General features: G+C 60.3%; 15 protein-coding genes. 6 read left to right on the top strand and 9 right to left on the bottom strand.

The window, feature by feature from the left end; all coding sequences use genetic code 11:
- Positions 1 to 586 precede the first annotated feature (586 nt).
- The 3 genes from ACZK3W_RS11395 to ACZK3W_RS11405 form a co-directional block, all read right to left on the bottom strand.
- A complete protein-coding gene (locus ACZK3W_RS11395) occupies positions 587 to 6,646 on the bottom strand; it encodes a DEAD/DEAH box helicase family protein (protein ID WP_026070503.1) in 6,060 nt (2,019 codons plus the stop codon).
- Positions 6,647 to 6,959: 313 nt separating this feature from the next.
- Complete coding sequence (locus ACZK3W_RS11400) at positions 6,960 to 7,199, bottom strand: hypothetical protein (protein ID WP_146027648.1); 240 nt, start codon at positions 7,197 to 7,199, stop codon at positions 6,960 to 6,962.
- Between the two features lie 189 nt (positions 7,200 to 7,388).
- Entirely contained in the window at positions 7,389 to 8,525 is a 1,137-nt protein-coding gene (locus tag ACZK3W_RS11405; RefSeq protein ID WP_017354461.1) for a site-specific integrase, read from the bottom strand.
- Between the two features lie 123 nt (positions 8,526 to 8,648).
- On the opposite strand from ACZK3W_RS11405, the gene ACZK3W_RS11410 reads away from it, so the two are divergent.
- Complete coding sequence (locus tag ACZK3W_RS11410; protein WP_017354460.1) at positions 8,649 to 8,933, top strand: hypothetical protein; 285 nt, start codon at positions 8,649 to 8,651, stop codon at positions 8,931 to 8,933.
- Positions 8,934 to 9,662: 729 nt separating this feature from the next.
- Here ACZK3W_RS11410 and ACZK3W_RS11415 read toward each other — a convergent pair.
- Positions 9,663 to 10,664 (bottom strand): AbiJ-NTD4 domain-containing protein, encoded by a 1,002-nt coding sequence (locus ACZK3W_RS11415; RefSeq protein ID WP_345780539.1) that lies wholly within the window; start codon positions 10,662 to 10,664, stop codon positions 9,663 to 9,665.
- The gene (locus tag ACZK3W_RS11420) at positions 10,585 to 11,331 is read right to left on the bottom strand and encodes a hypothetical protein (RefSeq protein ID WP_197615138.1); all 747 of its coding nucleotides are present in this window, start codon (positions 11,329 to 11,331) and stop codon (positions 10,585 to 10,587) included. Before ACZK3W_RS11420 ends, ACZK3W_RS11415 begins: the two co-directional genes overlap by 80 nt.
- 423 nt (positions 11,332 to 11,754) lie before the next feature.
- Between ACZK3W_RS11420 and ACZK3W_RS11425 the strand changes: the two genes are divergently transcribed.
- The 3 genes from ACZK3W_RS11425 (at position 11,755) to ACZK3W_RS11435 (ending at position 13,795) form a co-directional block, all read left to right on the top strand.
- The gene (locus ACZK3W_RS11425) at positions 11,755 to 12,510 is read left to right on the top strand and encodes a tetratricopeptide repeat protein (RefSeq protein WP_197615139.1); all 756 of its coding nucleotides are present in this window, start codon (positions 11,755 to 11,757) and stop codon (positions 12,508 to 12,510) included.
- A gap of 457 nt (positions 12,511 to 12,967) precedes the next feature.
- Positions 12,968 to 13,324, top strand: a complete 357-nt coding sequence (locus ACZK3W_RS11430; RefSeq protein WP_197615140.1) for a hypothetical protein — start codon at positions 12,968 to 12,970, stop codon at positions 13,322 to 13,324.
- A gap of 81 nt (positions 13,325 to 13,405) precedes the next feature.
- Positions 13,406 to 13,795, top strand: a complete 390-nt coding sequence (locus ACZK3W_RS11435) for a hypothetical protein (protein ID WP_478449912.1) — start codon at positions 13,406 to 13,408, stop codon at positions 13,793 to 13,795.
- Positions 13,796 to 13,812: 17 nt separating this feature from the next.
- On the opposite strand, the gene ACZK3W_RS11440 is transcribed toward ACZK3W_RS11435, so the two are convergent.
- Positions 13,813 to 14,544 (bottom strand): hypothetical protein, encoded by a 732-nt coding sequence (locus tag ACZK3W_RS11440; protein ID WP_197615142.1) that lies wholly within the window; start codon positions 14,542 to 14,544, stop codon positions 13,813 to 13,815.
- 164 nt (positions 14,545 to 14,708) lie between these two features.
- Between ACZK3W_RS11440 and ACZK3W_RS11445 the strand changes: the two genes are divergently transcribed.
- Together ACZK3W_RS11445 and ACZK3W_RS11450 are read left to right on the top strand one after the other, a co-directional pair.
- Positions 14,709 to 15,842 (top strand): PAS domain-containing sensor histidine kinase, encoded by a 1,134-nt coding sequence (locus ACZK3W_RS11445; protein WP_197615143.1) that lies wholly within the window; start codon positions 14,709 to 14,711, stop codon positions 15,840 to 15,842.
- A 3-nt stretch (positions 15,843 to 15,845) separates the two neighbouring features.
- Positions 15,846 to 16,199: a response regulator gene (locus ACZK3W_RS11450; RefSeq protein WP_087922597.1), complete on the top strand. Its 354-nt coding sequence runs from the start codon at positions 15,846 to 15,848 to the stop codon at positions 16,197 to 16,199.
- Between the two features lie 44 nt (positions 16,200 to 16,243).
- Here ACZK3W_RS11450 and ACZK3W_RS11455 read toward each other — a convergent pair whose 3' ends face one another.
- From ACZK3W_RS11455 to ACZK3W_RS11465, 3 genes are all read right to left on the bottom strand, one after another.
- Positions 16,244 to 16,693 carry a BLUF domain-containing protein gene (locus ACZK3W_RS11455; RefSeq protein WP_197615144.1) on the bottom strand — a complete coding sequence of 150 codons (450 nt, stop codon included), beginning with the start codon at positions 16,691 to 16,693 and terminating at the stop codon, positions 16,244 to 16,246.
- A 113-nt stretch (positions 16,694 to 16,806) separates the two neighbouring features.
- Positions 16,807 to 17,103, bottom strand: a complete 297-nt coding sequence (locus ACZK3W_RS11460; RefSeq protein WP_180837066.1) for a hypothetical protein — start codon at positions 17,101 to 17,103, stop codon at positions 16,807 to 16,809.
- Positions 17,088 to 17,642: an OsmC family protein gene (locus ACZK3W_RS11465; protein ID WP_197615145.1), complete on the bottom strand. Its 555-nt coding sequence runs from the start codon at positions 17,640 to 17,642 to the stop codon at positions 17,088 to 17,090. Before ACZK3W_RS11465 ends, ACZK3W_RS11460 begins: the two co-directional genes overlap by 16 nt.
- Positions 17,643 to 17,664: the final 22 nt, after the last annotated feature.

Consider the following 17,664-nt stretch of genomic DNA (forward strand, 5'->3'; position numbering starts at 1 on the left):
TGGTAGCAGGTCGCCGAAGAACCGCCGGATGAACGCTGTTCTTCGGCGTATCCCTGTGGTGACAGACGGCGCTTTGCGTGGTCCAGCCGATATGGGGCCAGCTGGCATCGCCAGGTGAGCCGCTCCAGGTTGTGACGCCTAACATGGCCCAGTCGGATCTGCTGGGCCGTGGGCGTATGCAGGCCGGCTACCTCAACGGGCAGCGGGGCAGCGTGGGTGCAGGCTGCGCTCAAAGATCTAGGAGAGATCTGGACCAATGGTGTCACTTCGACTAGCGCCAAGATTCGACTCTGCCTCTTTTCCAGGCTCCGCGCGAATCCTGGGAGTGACCGGCTAGAAGATATTGAAGTCTCTCCCGATTTATCCGATGCGCCCAGGAAGGATGGGCTTTAGGTTCAGCCTTGGCTCCAACAGCGATGGACCGAAGCAGGCTCAAGGCCAAACATGGATTCGGGGTGTCTATCGTGGTAGGGCAATGGCTGCTTCCGACGCATAGCGGTCGTTCCAGTTCTTACGCCAGAAGGGCTGCGTCAGCGATAACAGCCTGTAGTTTAGCGTCTAGGATCGAAGCGGAGTATGGATGGCCTTAGACCGAGTATCCGCCCTTCGCCGTTCTTAGGAGAGTTTGCCCGCAATTACTCGGCTGCTCTATATGCCTGCTTGCGAACACATTAACGGCTAAGGACTCTTTCCCATAAGCGGCGGTGAGTTGTTCCAGGCCAGCCGGCGTCACAACGAGGTAGCAACCCTCGCCCCACAGAGAATCCGCATCGATTCCAACCGGGCCAGCGTCACGCCACCAGTGAAGCTCTGCGACCACCGTTCCGCTCGCATCGAAGAATACGCTCGGTGTCTCGTCATGAGCGCGCCAGCGAAGCCCCTCAACCCAGTTTGGGCATAATGCAAACGGATTGGCCGCTGTGTCAAAGCCCATGTCCACGGAGCAGACAACTCGCCTTACCAGCGTTGGTGCCAGATCATTGTCGAGTGGGACGTACTGGCCTAGCCAAACAGCGATGGGCAGCTTGGCGTAACAATCGTCGAACTCTTCACTATCAGTCTCTGCCCAAGGTGCTCTAAAGCGGTAGAAGCGGTGCTCTGACAGTCGTGCCTTGTGGATATGGAAGCGAGACACCTCGGCCACGACTTGGCCGTCGCAGTGCGCCAGGAAAGGGGCAACATCGCCGTCAACCTCGTCAATCCACTTCTGCTCTCGCTCGGACCAACCGGCACTTCGGTCAATCAGCGGCCTTCGAATCCACTCGGGACGAACTCGCGGGAGCATCAATGGCCGAGGCGGAAGCGGGTAGCCCAATCTCTCCAACAGCATCGGACTGTCCCGGCTCTCCAACTTGCCGGCCAGGCGCAGCTCCCCTGCGACGTGGCGAAGGGCAGCAATGGCGATGTAGGCGTGTGGCTTCATGTAAGTGATCTGCATATCAAGGACACGAAGCTGAGCCTCAAGCTCTTTGACACCAGAGGGCCCGAAGGCCTCAAGTCCACCCCAATCCTGGATGAACATCGCCGCGCGACGGCGAACTGTCATCTCCTCGATGTCTGCCGCCTTTGCAATGTGACGTGCCGTCGAGCGCAACATACGAGTCCAGCCAAGCGGCGATTCGACGCGCATTGCACCAGTTCTCTCGTCCGTGAATGCCTGGTCGCTCTCTGGCAGGTCACTGAATTCGAGGAGATAGAAGAGCGGCAGTGGCGTCGCGTCAAAAGAGACAGCCAGCCCCCACCGATGCGACAAGAGCGTGGCTGACTCGGCTACTGCAATGTCACGGTGACTGACCATTGCAGCTACGGCGCGGCCCAATACGGGCTCGAGGTTCGCGCTGTCGGCAGCGAGCAGCGTTCCGAGTGCCTGCAAGGGGGCGTCCAAGTCACCGTCCATAAGTCGCCGGATAAGGGATGTGAACAAAGATTGACCCTGTCCGACTTGCCTTGCCAAGCTCAGGGCGCAATTGCGCGCGTGCCGCTGAACCTCTGCAATGGGAAGTCGATAGGCAAAGTGCAGCAACTCCTCCAAAAGGTCCGTGTCGCTGAGTGGTAGCTCGCTCGACTGGAAGGGTCGCCCCAACTGGAACTCGCGAGTGCAGGTCATCTGCTCCTCAATCAGCGACCAGATAGCCGGCCAATCTGGCGTCAAGCTGATGACCGGCAGTATCGAATCCAGCTCTGTGAGCAGTGCCTGGGTATTCTCCTGGCCCGTTGTCACTGAATCGACTATGTTCTCGAAGGCCGCAGGGCATGTGGATGATCCGTGCAGAAGCTTCTTCGCCTTAAAGTAGAAGAACTTGCCGCCACCCATCCCTTGGCTCCAGGAACTCCAGGGGTCGTTGCTTGTCTCGTAGCCTTGCATAAGCTTCTTGGCGTAATCGACCTCATCGGCTGCAGCAAACCGCTTCACCATCAGGAAACGGCAGCGTGCGTTGTCCTGCAATACCTGCCAGCGCTCAAAGACCCTTCGCGCCAGATGAATCGGAGCTGTGTCTGCCAGCTCTTCGAAACGGTCCGGGGCGTTGTGGTTCAGCTCGTCGCTATCTGCTTCAAACGCGAGTTCAAGATCCGCGAGAGTAGCTTCCGAGGCGTACTTGTTAGACGTATACGAGTGTCGAGGCTCCGGCGCTTCTGGCGTCCACCGGGCGATGGCGGCTTCGAGCTCAGGCGACGAGAATCCATGCTTTCCGGAAGCCTTGTGAATGCGCTGGAGCAGCGTGATTCTCTCGTGCGCTCTGCTGGCTACCTCGACCGCCCCAAGCAGCATCAGAGCGAGCGGTTCAATCTGGTCAGGGCCGGCTGCGTCCGCGGAGGCGTCGATGAAGTCACCAACATGGGACGGATCCCGGTAGTGCGGTTCCATATAGAATGGCAGGCAGAGACCGCACCAGACGGTCGCGCATGCCAAGACGAGTTCAGGGTTTCGCCTGACCATCCCCGTCATGAGCAGGTCGACACGATTCGGCCAGCCGATTAGATGCCAATCCGCCAGTGTCTTTGACACCTCGAAGCCGAAGCGAGGTCCAACCTGCATCGCTTCCTTAATCAGTGCCATGGTAAGGCGACGCGCGGCCGACGACCCTTCCGTTTTGGTCATGCCACCGACCTGACGCATCAGGTCTGAGACCCGCTTGACACGGTTTTCCGGGTCAGCCGCGTTCGCGAGAGCTAGAGTGTTTCGCCAGATCGCGTACTGCGGGTCTTTCTTGGGAGCCAAGGCATAGCCAAGGCATTGCTCAGGAACCGTCGCCAGCAACTGATTCGCCCGCTCTAACTCCCCGACCGCAGCCAACCCGATGGCTAGATTCGCTAGCCCGTCGATCTGCTCGCTTGGTGTACTTTCTTTAAGCTCCGCCACGAGGGCATTAAGCCGATCCGCCGCCGCCGCACGATCACCGTCAACGCGATATGCATCGACAGCCAATCTGCGTCGCAGGTAAGCAGTTCCCTTCGACGCCGATGAAGCGATGGCTGAGTCAACCTCCCGAAGTACCGCGCGATACTCAGTCTCACCGCGCTCGGCGCCGAGCCTCAGCAGCGCTTGCACGAGCGTGGGGATCGCTTTCAAAGACTGCTGGATACGGTATGACTCGCTGCCGCCTTCTGATGCGAGACGTAGGACATACCCAAGGGACGTGCGGGCTATGCCTTGGATGCCGCCTGCCGATAAGGACCCGTTGACGCCGGCAGCGCGAGCTAGAAGCACACCTATCGTCGAAGCGTGCTGTTGGAGTGGATGAAGGAAGGTGTGCTTCGACGGTGTCACGCTTGGCAGTGGCCTCTTGAGCAGCGTGCAAAGCCTCGCGTGATGCATCACTGCGCCGACCAGATTGCCCAGCCCAGCCAGGTCCGTCTTGTCGTCGCACATGGAGATCATCGGTGCGACCAGCTTGTCGAACAGGGCCTCGGCTAGGTCACGACGGCCAGCTTCGAATGCGATCAGCGCCATCCGTTGACGGTAGCCGTTTGGTACCTCCCCGAACCGGGGAAGAGCGACGGCACTATCAAACAGCGCAAGCGCTTGCCCAACGTCGCCACGTCGACTGGCCGCAAGCCCTGCGTGAACCATCACCGACGGCTTATCTTCGTTGGCTACTCCGAGCTTGCTACATAGTTCTTGAGGATCGGAGCCAACCTTCTGACCTAGCATCGCCTTTGCGGCTTCCCTCCTAAGATGCAGCCGCAGCGCTACGGCAGATTGCGGATCCACCGTTTCCGGCTCCCTTAGACCCTCTGCGGCGAGATGATCAATCGCTATCTGGATCTGCTCGGTGTCTCGGAAGTGGACGGCGCGCATTGCCCATCTTTCGAATTCCTTGATGTTGTGCTGGTGCCCGTAGTTTCTGAACTTGGGCGTATGGAGCTGCGATAGTGGTTCGAGGCTTTCAAACAGCTCCTTCGCGCGGTCGAAGTCGCCTCGCGCTAGTAGGGCGTCGACGACCTCGTAGCCCTGGCTGGGGAAGTCCTGCACGAGGGAGACAGCTGCTTCAATGTTCCCCACCGCCAGCATAGCCAGCGGGAGTTGGTTGGCGTACTCAAGGGCTGATTTGCGCCGATCCACTTCGTCACGACACAGCAGCAGTCGTGTAAAGGCGGTCGCGTCGTGCGTTTCACGCACTGCCAGCAGGGCGAGGCGGATGTCGGCGTGAATCTCGGCGATAGAACGCCCGTCAGCCAGCTGCTGCCTGAAGCGAGCGGGCATCGCCAATGCCAGTACATCGGCACCGTCGCCGGCACGCGCGCGGTAGCGCAGCTCAAGCCAGTACTGTGCCGATTCAGGTGGCGCGCTCTTCGCCAACTGGGCAAGGTTGCGGTATACGCGCTGCGAGTATTCAGCGTCGACGCTCCCGAGGCGGGTTCGCGGTTGAGCGATGACGAACAGCCTAAAGCTGTTGTGGAAGACGCTCCATCCCCGGGATGAACTGCGGAGCAGGTGCTGCGCAATGACCAGGGCGCGTTCAATCGAGGACTCCTTGACCATCGTGGCCAGCAGTCGCAGGTCCATGGGTGCCTCAGCCCGAGCGATGAAGCCCAGCACATCCATGGCATCGACATCGTTTGCGATCTCGCGCCAAGCAGCTGAATATACAGTCTCAATATCGCCGTCGAACGGCATCCCGCCGCTAAGAAGGTGCTTGCGACCAGCTTCGTCAGCGTGCAGCAGTGCCTGAATCAAGTAGCGCGTTGCCAGCGGGTGGCCATGCGTGAGATTGCTGAGATCCAATCTTGGAATCTCGGCAGGCAAGCCTAGCGCATCCGCCATCCAGGTGAGTTCCTCGCGACCGAGAGGCCCCATGAGAACCTGTCGCTCGCTCTTCTCCGCTTGCGCTCTTACGGCGGGCTTCAGATTAGCGAGATCCAACCGTTGCGTGCCGAGCACGAACACGACCCCATTTGGGATTGCCGCGGGAAGAGGCAGCTCTCCCAGAAACGAATTGGTCGGCCGTTCTTCGCGTGGCACATGGTCTAGCCCGTCGACAACGATGATTGTACGGATCCCTTCGCGAGTGAAGCGCTCACCAGCCTGCCGTAGCAGGACGCCGAACTGTTCGCGGCGCTCAGATAGCGAGTCATCGCGAAGACGAAGCCCAACTAAACCGCTGTTCCGCAGCTGCGTACCTACGTCGGTCAGGAAGTTGTCGGCCTCCCCACGACCCACGCCTTGAGCCGCGCCCGGCACGTACGCTAAGTAACGAACGAGCCGGACACTTGCTTCAGTGGCCAGCGCAACCTGCAGGAGAGTGGATTTTCCGGAGCCAGGTGGTCCTATGAGTGAGACGTAGCCGTGATTGGAGGCATGAAGCGCTGCTAGTAGCTTGACCTCAGTGTCCCGATTGCGCTGGACATAGGCGCCGACCGGGAACCGATGGATGAGCAAAGTCTTGGCGGGATCGCGCCATCCAAGCTCATGAAGCAGCTCGTCACGCGTCCACCTGTCCTTGTCGCGTTCATCGGCGACTAGCTTGGGCAGCACGCTGGCAATCTCGCATGCCTGTCTCGCCTGCTCCGCATTCAGCTTGTGCGACTGGATGAAGTTCGCTGCAGCTCCGCACACCACGCGCAGGGCATGCATGAACTGTTCGAAGTCGTCATCATTTAAGCCGGCTTCGCGGCGCAGGTGGTCGATCAGTCGGCTCCATCCTCGCGCGGACCAATCCGACAGCGACCGATTTGGATGCTGTTGGAACTCCTCGAGAAATGCAGCGCTGTGCCGTAGCCTGCCGTCGCCTGGCTTGTCGGTAACCGATGGAAAGTCGTTGACGACCAAGTGAATCTCGACGCGACTTCCTGGGTTGTCCTTGGACAGGCACTGCCAAGCTTGAACTAGGGGCTTCAAGAGACCATTGGCACCAGTAAACAGCGTCTCAACAGTGAAAGTGCCTGGGAACTTGGACGTCTTGAACTGGTGACCGACCACCAATCCATCGAATCCTAGTACCAGGTCGTCCGCAATGCCCGCGTTGCGGTCAGCGACGCCAATCCAAAGCAGCTCGTCGCGCTCAAGCGCGGCATAGATGGCAGCGCCCGCGCGCTCGTACTGGCCGACGTATCCACGAAGCGCTCGGCGTTCGCCCTCCGCCGGTGCCGTTGCGGGAGCTGTAGCAGCGGATGGCTGCGAATTTTTGGGCGCTTTCGAGGCCATAAATATGGATTGGGTAGTGGGTGCGAACCTGAGAAAAGGGAGCCGCTCCAGCATAACCCGGGGGCGTCGAGCACCAGCGGGTATGCCGTCGCCGCATCGAGCGGCATTGTGAATCGAAGTATATCCGTCGTCGATCACATCGGTCACTCGCACGGACGCGAGAACGGCTGTTCAGCCCATGGCTGACATTTGTCCGTAGGAGCTGATCGGACGCATGTGGCCGCAGGCGGACATCAACGGAACAAAGGGGGGGGGCAGGGGGAATTATCGGGGGTGAAGCATGGCAGCTGTCGGCCCGAAACGGAGGCTCGACTTACACCTTCCAGACTTTGCTAATCACGGGCACATCAGCTTTATCGAGTCTAGGGAGATAGGCAATCAGTTTGTAGCCGCCAGGTCGAAAGTGGTCGAGACGAAGCTCCGCTTCTGCTTGCAATCTGGTGCCGTCCGGACCTTCGACCATGACCGCATAAACGGGATTCTTCTTGCCATGCGAGAGCGGCAAATCGGACGGCAGGGTCGAGTGGCCATTGCCTTTCGCACCGCCAAGCATCGCAGGATCTTTGGTGTAGCCGCGCGCGATTTACTGGAGACGGCCGACTCAAGCATCGGGCACAGATCACCCGATCTCCGTGACGTGAGGGCCGACTGCGACGGGAGATCATCAGAGACCGACAGTGATAGATCGCAGCGAAGCCGCGACGATCAAAGGATACTTCTACTAGTTTGACCGCACGATTGCCTAGGACTCAGCGCTCGTCGTGTCTCCATACCGCCCTATGGGGCGCTCGGCACTTGACCTTGCGGCAGCTTCCAGCATTCGAGCCGCCGGATTCGTTTCGGCCGCACCGGCCTGATAGTAGCCGATGACACTGACCACCGATCGGTGATCGGTCATTGCCATAATGGCTGGCAGGGCAATTCCTTGCCTAGCACCTTCCGTTACGAAACCCGATCGTAGGCTGTGACCGCCAAAGCTCCCCACCAATCCGGCAGCGCGGGCGCGATTCTGGATGATGGTGGCCACCGACTTGGGTGACAAGCCGGCCCCAACTTTCCCGCGTGTCAATTGGCGGAAGAGGGCACCCTCCTGCAGTCCAGCCGCTTCGATCCAGGTGCGAAGCGCTTCGGCCGGTGGACCTAACAAGGGCTTGTCCGGCGAGCCGCCTGCTTTGACGCCCTCCTGAAGCGTTTTGCCGACGTCCAGGTGGTAGAGGTAGCCGCCGTCGATCGGCGCAAGCTTGCTCAAGACGGCATGGGCCGTCTCGCTCCGACGGCGCCCACCACTGGCGAAGGCGAAGTAGAGCAGGGCACGATCACGTTTCCCAACAAGATCGTCCTCACAGGTCGCAATCATCGCCATCAATTCGGTCGCAGTGATCGCCGTCTTCTTGCTCGGCCGCTCGCCGCGCTTATGTGCGGCGCGACGGCCCTTGGCCAGCAGCTGCCGAACCTCGCTGCTTTCGCAGGGATTGGCCAGCTTGAGCAATTGATGGGCGCTGGAGAGCACCGCAACGCGGTGGACGATGGTCGACAGCTTGAGCGGTCCTTGGCGCTGCTTGAATTTGCCTTCCACCAAAAGCGCATCCAGTGTCGGCGGCAGCTCCCAGGTCAGGGCATCGCCTGAGCGCCGGGCCAGATGATCGATGATGAACTGGATCACGCAAGACGCGTCGACCGGCATGGCGATGACCGCTCCGTAGCGGCCTTGGTACCAGGCCGCCCAGTAGCGCAAGGCGGTGGCGTAACTGCGCGTGGTGTTGGCCGAGGCCGCTTCGGCGAAGACTTCGCGCACCGCGTCCGCCGAGGACTGCGAGAGCTGCGCCACAGTCGGATTGGCAGGAGCCGCGGTGGTCAGAGCTGGAAGAAGGTCGCTCATAAGTGGTTGAAAGTAGGGATTAAAAATAGCCTGAGTTCCGATAAATATATCTTATCGGAACCGTATATGTCGCACTTACTAAGATCACGGAGACACGTTCGGTGTCAGTCTCGAAGGATCGAAATGGCCGTCTATGTTGTCACCTGGAATTTGAACCGAGAAGCCAACTACGACGCAAAGAGGACTGCGTTCCTCAAGCACCTGGAGCGCTACCAGAACGTAGCAGATCCTGATCTGGAGTCGGTCCGCTGGGTGTCCGGGGATATGAGCGCTCACGATCTATCTGCCGATCTTCAACAGAAGCTCGATAAGAATGACGGGATTTTTGTATCCCAGCTTGTCCGTGGCGAGTACCAAGGCTACCTCAGCAAGGCGACATGGGAATGGATCAGTCAGCGCCTTGACTGACACCGCCGAAGTCCAAGGGGTTCTGACGTGGTTGGGGCTCGGGGACCGCGACACCGGAGCCAGCAAGTGAATTGTTCGCTTGGACTCTTCAAAATTGGAGGGTCCAAGCCGCTGAGCTAGCTCAGAAATGAAGCCGACGGTCATAGCCGTCTCCCAAATTAGATGCTCTCGAAAGCGCGTGGCTGCAACGCCTTGGCAACATCATTGGAGATGCAACAGATTCGCGACGCACCATTGGTGATGCACCAAGATCACAGCGAGTCATTGGGACTGCACGTAGCTCAGCGCATCAATTGCTACAAGTTGCCGCGCAAGCTGCCCCAAATTCGCAGCGCTCAACACTGAGGACTGGTGAGGCTCTGGCTTCTTGGGTAGCGATCTTGCCCGTAACATAATATACATTATGCGAAATGTTGTATCGGGCGTGGTAATGGCTGCGGCTCTGGCTTGGCGCTTGCCTACATTGATTGCCGCGAATAAGTCGCCCTGTTCCCAAGGAAACCCGCCCCTTTTGGCGCGGAAACTCGCCCATGTTTTCGCCAATCCCCGGATAAGACGCCCTGTTTCCTGCGTTGACGCGGATCCGGCCGGGGTTTCCTTTGCGGCCTGGACGAACGTACGGAGCACCGTAGTCATCAGATTCATGGTCGCCTTCATGGTCGCCACCTCGCCCAATGCTGGATCAGATGTATCGCTACTGGACTGTTCCTGCCGCGCCCCGCGGCGAGCCTATTGCTGGTCCTCCGTCCCTGCCATCTCGATGAGGTAGCAGATCATGGCCAGACTTGTCTGAAAAATCATCTCCGCTTCGGTGCGATGCGGTGCATCGCCGCTTCGTTGCCCATGCCTGACGAACGCCGCATTGTTGGAGTAGGCGTATAGCTTTTCAATGATTTCCAGGCCCCAACGGTTGTATCTGGGATCTTTTCGCAGCTCGATGACAGCGGTTCCAAGCGTCTTGGCTTTCGGCACGATCACCTTAGCAGCACTTTCCAAAGCGCTGATGATCTCTCTTATCGCCGTTGCCTCATCCATTGGGTGGCTAAAAAGCGCGGCAAGTCCGCGCTTGTAGTGCTGCCGCGCTAATGCGTAGGGCTTCTTCAGCGCCGCGTCTGTTGCGACAATCGCGCTCTTCATCGCTTGAGTTTTGCGACGCAACTCACCGTCTGCATCCATTTGCCAGCCGATGCTTTCCTCCTCGAGCAGGATGTTCACTTGCGCCCGATATGCGCTGAACTGAACATCGCTGTCGAAGGGAATCGAATCATCCTTTTCTATTAGAAGCTCAGCAATTAGCTCGACGAAGTCGAAGAACAACGACCATTCGCAATGTTTGAGGTGACTCGTGAGCGCCTGCCACGAACTTGACTCTGCCCAGTCGTGAGGCTCAGCATCAATTCTGCACCGAGCTAGGAAAATCTCGTGTGTTTCATAAGTGTCGAGGGGCTCCTTGCGAAAGTGGCGAGGCGCATTCGCTTCGCCCAGATAAGGAGGAAGCACAATTTTGATGTAACCGAGCCGAAGTGATGCAGGAGCATCATCAAGAATGGGCTCTCGTGGCGTCGCCAACCTTGCCGAAAACCTCCTCCTTGGCCGATCTGTCATTGGTTCTTTCTCCCAGAGTAAGTGCCAGAGTGGAGGGAGTAGGACTCTACAGCCCGCTTCCCGGCGTATCCGACATCCCAGGCCTAGAGATTGCGGGTGAAGTGGCGGCCATGGTGGCTTTTGCATCCAGAAGTGCAAAGTCTAAGGCAAGAAATACAATTCGCACAGCTACTGCATATGCGGCCGACACGCTCATAAGAGCAAAAAAAACTGCACCACCGAACACTGCCGGGACTGCGCTTTCCCGGAATACCTCAGTGCTTACACTGGGGGATAAAAGTCGTGATCCAACGAACCAAAAGAACGCCGCCCAGAGAATCCCGGCGAAGACATTGAAACGGCCCAGTCTGTCTACGGATTGAACCTTTATTAGTTGCACGCCTCTTTCAAGTCCATCCAACTCGGCTAACGACTCGCTTAGGCTGTTTAGCTGTTTTGTCAGACTGGCAACCGACTTAGCTGACAATCCAGAGAAAATGGTTCTGCTTGGCAGGCCGAAGTAGACACATGTTGCGCCGACAATGAACGACGCAACTACCATTTCCTGACGAAAAGTCGGTTCAATGAACCAAAAGGCGCATGCGACGATCGAAGTCAGCGCGGCCATCCAGACAAGCCGCTGCCAGATCACCTTGAGGCCTGCCTGGACAAGCCATGGCGCGACCAGGAGCTCTTCTGCGAGAGCTATCAACCGGCTATCCGGCGGCACTCCATCCTCTTCCCAGAGCCAAGTCCGTCCAATCACAGCTCGCTCGGCAAGCCGAATGGCAGCTCTTGTTTTGTAAAGTTGCATGCGATTCTCCTTCCACGCCCTCTCTGATGCAGCGGCCACTGACGTGCGAGTCAAGCGCTGCGGGGCACGCGCAATCGCCCACTTCGTCACTTGCAGCCCTGACAGGGTATCGGCAGGCAAAGCCCTTGTTTGAGCTCCCTCAAACGCTGGATCGGCGCATGACAATTGCTACGCCTTGAAAGACGTCGTAGTCGATTCGAAATGGCCCTGGCGGCCGCGCCTTGTGGCGCCTGCCGTCAGGCAACTCTGATCATCCCTGCTAGCTGTGAGCCCACTCATCCGCGCCACATAGTGACATGCAGCGCTCCGCCCTGCAGAACCCACTCCATTAACGTGACGCGTCACGCCCGATCACCCTATCCCATTGGCGCCCCACCCCTCTCCCACTATAGTGCCAACCCCCACAAGGACGAGGCGGCACACATGCCCTATATCGGAATCGGACTCCACGTACTAGCAGCCATCTACTTCGCGGTGCACGCCATCCGCTCGGGCCAGAGCCTCTATTGGCTCATCCTGCTCTTCTCGTTCCCGCTGCTGGGCAGCGTCGTCTACTTCCTTGCGATCTACTTCCCGGAAGCCCGCAACTCGCGCGGCGCGCGGCAGGCAATCCGCTCCGCCAAGCAGCTCATTGACCCGGGCCAGGACCTGCGTAACGCACGCGCTGATCTGTCGCGAACGCCCACCGTGCAGAACCGGGTTCGTCTTGGCATGACGCTACTGGATGCAGGCCAGGCGGAGGAAGCCAGAACCCTGCTTGAGCAGGCGGCCAGCTCGCCACTGGGCGACGATCCCTACATTCTGACCGGCCTGGCGCGTGCTCGCCTCGAGTCCGGGCACGCCGCGCTTGCAGTTGAGACGCTGGACGGCCTGTTCGGCCGCCATCCGGATGTGCGTCGCAAGCCGGAACAGACCCTGCTCCATGCGCAGGCGCTGGCTGCTGCACAGGCACCTGGCACCCGCGCCGCGTTCGAGCGCGCCGTGGAATGTGGAAATGATGCGGCCGCCCGCTGCCTGTACGCCGAGTGGCTGATGGCGCAACCGCAGCCCGCCGACCGTGAGCAGGCCCGCAGCCTGTTCGCCAGCATCATCGACGATGCCCAACACTGGTCGCGCCACGCACGCAGCCACAATGCCGCATGGCTGGAGCGGACCAAGGCCGCGTTGAAGGGCTACTGACGCCTGGCAGCCTTTGGCAATCCTGTCGCATCCGACTCGCTCGTGATCCCTGCGTGCGGATGCCGACAGTCCGCAGGCCTGCACCACCGACATCGCCGATAGCATTGCAGCGCAAGGCTCCAGTGTCATTGCGCGGTATGCAACGATTCTGAAAATGTTGAAAGTCGTGTCGGCATCGGCCTTACTGCATTGGCATCACGCATAGGTCCGCGTATTCCTTGCCGTGCCACCGTGCATCGGTGGTCGGGATTCGAAACCCCGGTTGTGTGGATGTTGCTCGCACTTGCCAGCCGGCACCGCTACGCGCGGTGTCGGCTGGCAATCCGTCGGCCAGCTCTGGCGGGCGGTGCGTGGAGGCCTTGCGCCTGCCCGGTCATCCACACACGGGGTTTCGAACCATGCACCGTCCGCCACCTTTATCGGTGGCGGCTTCTGCCTGCACGCAAGGAGCCCAGCCATGACCCACCCCCACTCCCCTGCCCCGCACCCGATCTACGACGCGCCCGCCAACGGCCCCGGACTGGATCCGAACACGCTCATCGCCCTGCTGCACAGCATCGGCTCCGGCGCAGCGTCCGATGGCCAGCCCTGGCCTGAGCGCCATCAGATGCCCGGCCGACGCATCGCCCTGGCGGACACCGATTGCTCCTTGGCCGGCCTTCGGGTGGTGCTGGAAATCCTGTTGGCCGCACAGCGTGCCCGCGAGAACGGCGAACTGGAACAGTACGTCGGCCCGCGCGTCATGGAGGGCCTGATCATGGCGGGGCTGGGCCTGGTGGCGCACGCCAGCACACTGGTACGCCCGGACGGCTGAGTGACGCGGCATCGCTGGGCCGCCACCGCGCTCTGTCTTGTGGCGGTAGTTGCGGCACAGACGCAGTGGCCGGCGCCACCGGTGCCCTCGCCTGTCGGGTTCCAAAGCATCAACGACGATCGATTCTCACAACTGCGCCGCCAAGCGATGCAGTTCGTGGAGTCTCGGCCACGACAGGGCTTCCAGTTCGTCGAGCGGCATCGAGATGCCGAGTTCCAGGTTCATTGCCGAGGCATACCAGTGCTGTGGCTGGAGCGGCGCTCGCAACATCCGCTGTTGCGGGTCTCGCTGGACGCGGAGCAACGGGCGCCCGCAGTTCTGCAGCTGCGGGCAATCCTCCAATGGCAGTTGGAGCCATTGGATTATCTGGAACAGGTGCTGGCTGGAGTGCCGGAGCCTGTTCTGATGGACCGGATGCTGCAGGTTCTCGCTGGCGATGTGCCTGATGGGGCGCGATGTGGTGTGCCGTAGTCGAGCATGGCTCGACGCTACAGCGGCGCGGGCTGCGGCGGCTCGGGTTCGTGAATGGAGCCTTCCAGCAAGGCCACGTAAGTGTCCAGGCGGGTGCGCAGCCCGATCAGCATCCAGCCTGCAAGGTAGAGAAGGACCAGCATATAGATCAGGAATGCGCTCACTATGCCAACGTCAAAAGCGCCAGCCCAGTCCCCCCATTTCCAGCCACGGAACTGCAGATAGAGCGCGATCAACAGCGGGAATGGCCCAAGGCGCTGCATTCCTCCGTACATCAACCCCATGCGTTCGATCATGCTGTTGCGTAGGTGGCTGATATACTTGAGACGGCGCTCGCGCTCGATCCTGGGGAAGCTGCGCAGCTCGGTGACGACCGTGTGCCAGCGCGAAAACTCGAAATCCATTTCCTTCGAATGCGATAGCCGTGGCTGAGTGAACTGGCGGATTCCGCGTCCGGCCGCGAAGATGACCCCCACTAGGAAGCCCGCAATCTCCGTTGCCAGGCACGCGCGCACGATCACCAGCGTGACACTCGATGGCAGCCATCGATCCGGAAGCTGGCTGCACAGAATGCCGACAGCGGCGGCGACCCAACCAACGCGAAACGCCCACGTCTCCACCCTGCCCGCTTTCGGGTAGATGCTGTGCTCAACCAGCCCCTGCACCCGCTGGTAGAGCCAGTGGAAGGTCAGTTCTTGTTGCTTGGTCTGGTTTGGCGGATCGAATCCGCCCCCTGTCTGCATGTCCATTGCGTCCCCCGCCCCACGGCTCAATGCCGATGGCGCCCATCGTAGCCGAGGTGTGTGGCAGGCGGCTTGGATGAACCATCCGCCGACATGAGAGGTCCGCCTTCACTTTCACAAACAGCTAACAAATAGAAGCATAGCTTGATCAGCCCGAAGGAGGGTGCCCTATGACTCCACATCCCACGGGCGATCTGGGCGACGAGTCGCAGCAATTTGGACTTCTGGTCAATTCCGTCACTGATTACGCGATCTACATGCTCGACCCTCGCGGGGTCATCCGTACCTGGAACCCAGGCGGAGAGCGCATCAAGGGCTACCGAAAGGAAGAGGTGGTCGGCACCAACTACGCCAGGTTCTATACGCCCGAAGACATTGCTGCCGACGTCCCGGCACGCAACCTTGCCATTGCCGCGAATGAAGGTCGCTACGCAGGCGAAGGTTGGCGGCTTCGGAAGGACGGCTTGCGCTTTCATGCCAGCGTGGTCATCGACCCGGTGAGGGTGGACGGCGTACTCGTCGGCTTCGCAAAGATCACGCGGGATGTAACCGAGCGCTACCTTGCCCAGGAGCAGCTGAGAAGTGCCCAGCAAGAGCTGTTGCAGGCGCAGAAGATGGAGGCCATCGGCAAGCTGACCCTGGGCCTTGCGCATGACTTCAACAACCTGCTCAGCGTCGTCACCAACTGCCTGGATCTGATCGCCGCGCAGCCTCACGGCGAGCTTTCTGACAAGTACATCCGCACGGCCCTGAGGTCGGTAGAACGTGGCGCTCTGCTGACTCGGCAGTTGCTGACGTTTGGTCGAGGCCATGAACTGGCGCCAGAACGGTTCGATGTCGGCAAGGCGATACGTGACATGCACGACATGCTGCAACGTTCCGCCGGCGATGCGGTTGCAGTCGAGCTCGACGTTGCGGGCGATCTTCCGTCCGTCAGCCTCGACCGTGGTCAGTTGGACTCCGCCATTCTCAACCTGGTGTGCAATAGCCGTGACGCAATGCCGCGCGGCGGCTACATCAAGATTACAGTGCGTTTACAGACAGAACGTCATCCTGATGGCCCACACCAGGAACCTGGCAGGTTCCTCTGCATAACCGTTGAGGACAACGGCCAAGGGATTGCGCCGGACGATCAGGCACGAGTATTCGAGCCTTTCTTCACCACGAAAACCGTCGGACGCGGCAGCGGGTTGGGACTCAGCCAGGTCTTCGGCTTCACCAGCCAATCGGGCGGTTTCATCCGCGTAGACAGCACGCCTGGCTCAGGAACCTCTGTCGCCCTCTACTACCCTGTCGCCGAGTAGCCAATGCCTCTTTCAGTACTATTTGTCGACGACGAGGATGATCTTCGCGAGATCGTTGTGGATGCACTTGCCGCCCAGGGCTTCGCGGTGACCACCGCCCGCAATGGCGTTGAAGCGATCCAATGCCTGCGCGGCAGCGCTCGGTTCTCTATTGTCGTGACTGATTACAGCATGCCAGAAGGCGTGTCTGGCCTGGATGTGGCCTCGGAAGCCGCCGCCGTCCAGCCCGACGCCCGCATCCTGCTGGCATCGGGCTATAGCCGCTCGCAGCTGCCTGTATTGCCGGACAACGTCCAGTTCCTTTCCAAGCCCTATCGCTTCACGCAGCTGATTGCTGCGATCAAGAGCCAGTTCTGAACTGCGGCTCCCGGTTGTACAGGTGGGAGCAGAGAAAGGGCAACTCAAGCGGCGATGGCGTAGGGCTCTACAAGCCCCACCAGGAGATCCATGGCGGTTGAGTTGACATTGCCGGCATCGCCTCGCTGATTGAAGCGGGTCCAGTCGGCGTGTGCCAACCGCCGCAGTTCCTGCGGCTCAACAGGCAGCCACCTCATCGGCCAGAAGGGTAAGCGGCGTTGTCCCACCCTGCCCCGTTGCAGCTCAACGATGCCATTGTGGCTGCTGGCGCCCAGCACACGTGAGTACGCTACCGACAGTCCGTCCTCCGGCCCCTCCAGATACTGCAGGAAGCGCTCGCCATCGAACAGGAGCACGCCGGTAACCCCGGCATTGCGATTGAAGCGGGCTGCGTCGTCCACGATCCAGTCCAGCTTGCCGCTGGGCAAGCCCAGCCTGTCGCCCGCGATGCCCTTGCCGGCACCGCTTGCATATACCACCGCCCTGATGGGCATTGTGCACCTCCTTGATGAGACACGACCCTAGCAGCAAGGGGCGTGTGTCAATGTGAGGTGTCGAAGAAATACACAACAGTTCAGTTTCGCATGACGCTGAATATGGGCCGTCATCACAAGATGGAGGCGATGCGCAGTGCACCATGCGCGAAATCTCCAGGTATGCCGCAATGCCCGATACAGGCTTCTTCTACGTTCTCGACCTCGACGCTGCCCGCGACGAGCAGGGCCATCTGGAACATGTGAATGCGATCAGCATTCGATGCAACCGGTGCCGGCACATCACCCATCTGAAGGTGCCTCAACTGGAAGGCATGCCTGGAGGGACGCTCCTTGCCTGCGCAGGCTGTGGTGAGCGGCAGGCTGTCAGCAACGCGCGCCTGGTCGAATGCGATCACGTGCTGGGACATGCGCCACCCGCGTCGCTGCAGGCCTGAGCTGCGCCAGGCTCTACGCCGACCCGAACATGCACTACATGGCTGATGCCTCGATGGAACATCTTGGCGTACGGGCAGACGCGTTCGGTGTTGCGGACCAGTTCGCGGGCCAGGTTCGCATCCATGCCAGGAAGATGGACCACGATCTCGGCCGACAGCAGGTACTGCCCATCCGCCGGATCACGGGCGAAGGTGACCGCCACTTCGACGCTGGGGTTGTGCAGCAGCAGGCCGGCACGCGCGGCCACCAGCACCATGGCGCCGTGGAAGCAGCCGGCGTAGCTTGCGGCCAATAGCTGCTCGGGATTGGAGCCACCGCCGGGCCCACCGAGTTCCGGCGGCAGGCGCAGGTCCACTGCCAGTGCACCGTCGTCCGATAGCACCACGCCGGACGCGCGCCCGTGCTGGGCCTGGCCGCCGTTCACCCGCACGCGGCCGGTGTACAGCGGCTGCACGTCGTCGCCCTGGTAGCGGTCCAGCATGGCGGGCGAAGGTGGCTTCAGCTCGATCATTGGCAGGCTATCGATTCGCCGC

The organism is Stenotrophomonas sp. 80084_Sma (genome assembly GCF_056481995.1).

What these genes read in the sequence shown, in the direction of transcription:
- ACZK3W_RS11395 (WP_026070503.1), bottom strand. Translation starts at nt 6,646, where the DNA reads ATGGCCTCGAAAGCGCCCAAAAATTCGCAGCCATCCGCTGCTACAGCT.
- ACZK3W_RS11400 (WP_146027648.1), bottom strand. Translation starts at nt 7,199, where the DNA reads ATGCTTGGCGGTGCGAAAGGCAATGGCCACTCGACCCTGCCGTCCGAT.
- ACZK3W_RS11405 (WP_017354461.1), bottom strand. Translation starts at nt 8,525, where the DNA reads ATGAGCGACCTTCTTCCAGCTCTGACCACCGCGGCTCCTGCCAATCCG.
- ACZK3W_RS11410 (WP_017354460.1), top strand. Translation starts at nt 8,649, where the DNA reads ATGGCCGTCTATGTTGTCACCTGGAATTTGAACCGAGAAGCCAACTAC.
- ACZK3W_RS11415 (WP_345780539.1), bottom strand. Translation starts at nt 10,664, where the DNA reads ATGCAAAAGCCACCATGGCCGCCACTTCACCCGCAATCTCTAGGCCTG.
- ACZK3W_RS11420 (WP_197615138.1), bottom strand. Translation starts at nt 11,331, where the DNA reads ATGCAACTTTACAAAACAAGAGCTGCCATTCGGCTTGCCGAGCGAGCT.
- ACZK3W_RS11425 (WP_197615139.1), top strand. Translation starts at nt 11,755, where the DNA reads ATGCCCTATATCGGAATCGGACTCCACGTACTAGCAGCCATCTACTTC.
- ACZK3W_RS11430 (WP_197615140.1), top strand. Translation starts at nt 12,968, where the DNA reads ATGACCCACCCCCACTCCCCTGCCCCGCACCCGATCTACGACGCGCCC.
- ACZK3W_RS11440 (WP_197615142.1), bottom strand. Translation starts at nt 14,544, where the DNA reads ATGGACATGCAGACAGGGGGCGGATTCGATCCGCCAAACCAGACCAAG.
- ACZK3W_RS11445 (WP_197615143.1), top strand. Translation starts at nt 14,709, where the DNA reads ATGACTCCACATCCCACGGGCGATCTGGGCGACGAGTCGCAGCAATTT.
- ACZK3W_RS11450 (WP_087922597.1), top strand. Translation starts at nt 15,846, where the DNA reads ATGCCTCTTTCAGTACTATTTGTCGACGACGAGGATGATCTTCGCGAG.
- ACZK3W_RS11455 (WP_197615144.1), bottom strand. Translation starts at nt 16,693, where the DNA reads ATGCCCATCAGGGCGGTGGTATATGCAAGCGGTGCCGGCAAGGGCATC.
- ACZK3W_RS11460 (WP_180837066.1), bottom strand. Translation starts at nt 17,103, where the DNA reads ATGTCCCAGCACGTGATCGCATTCGACCAGGCGCGCGTTGCTGACAGC.
- ACZK3W_RS11465 (WP_197615145.1), bottom strand. Translation starts at nt 17,642, where the DNA reads ATGATCGAGCTGAAGCCACCTTCGCCCGCCATGCTGGACCGCTACCAG.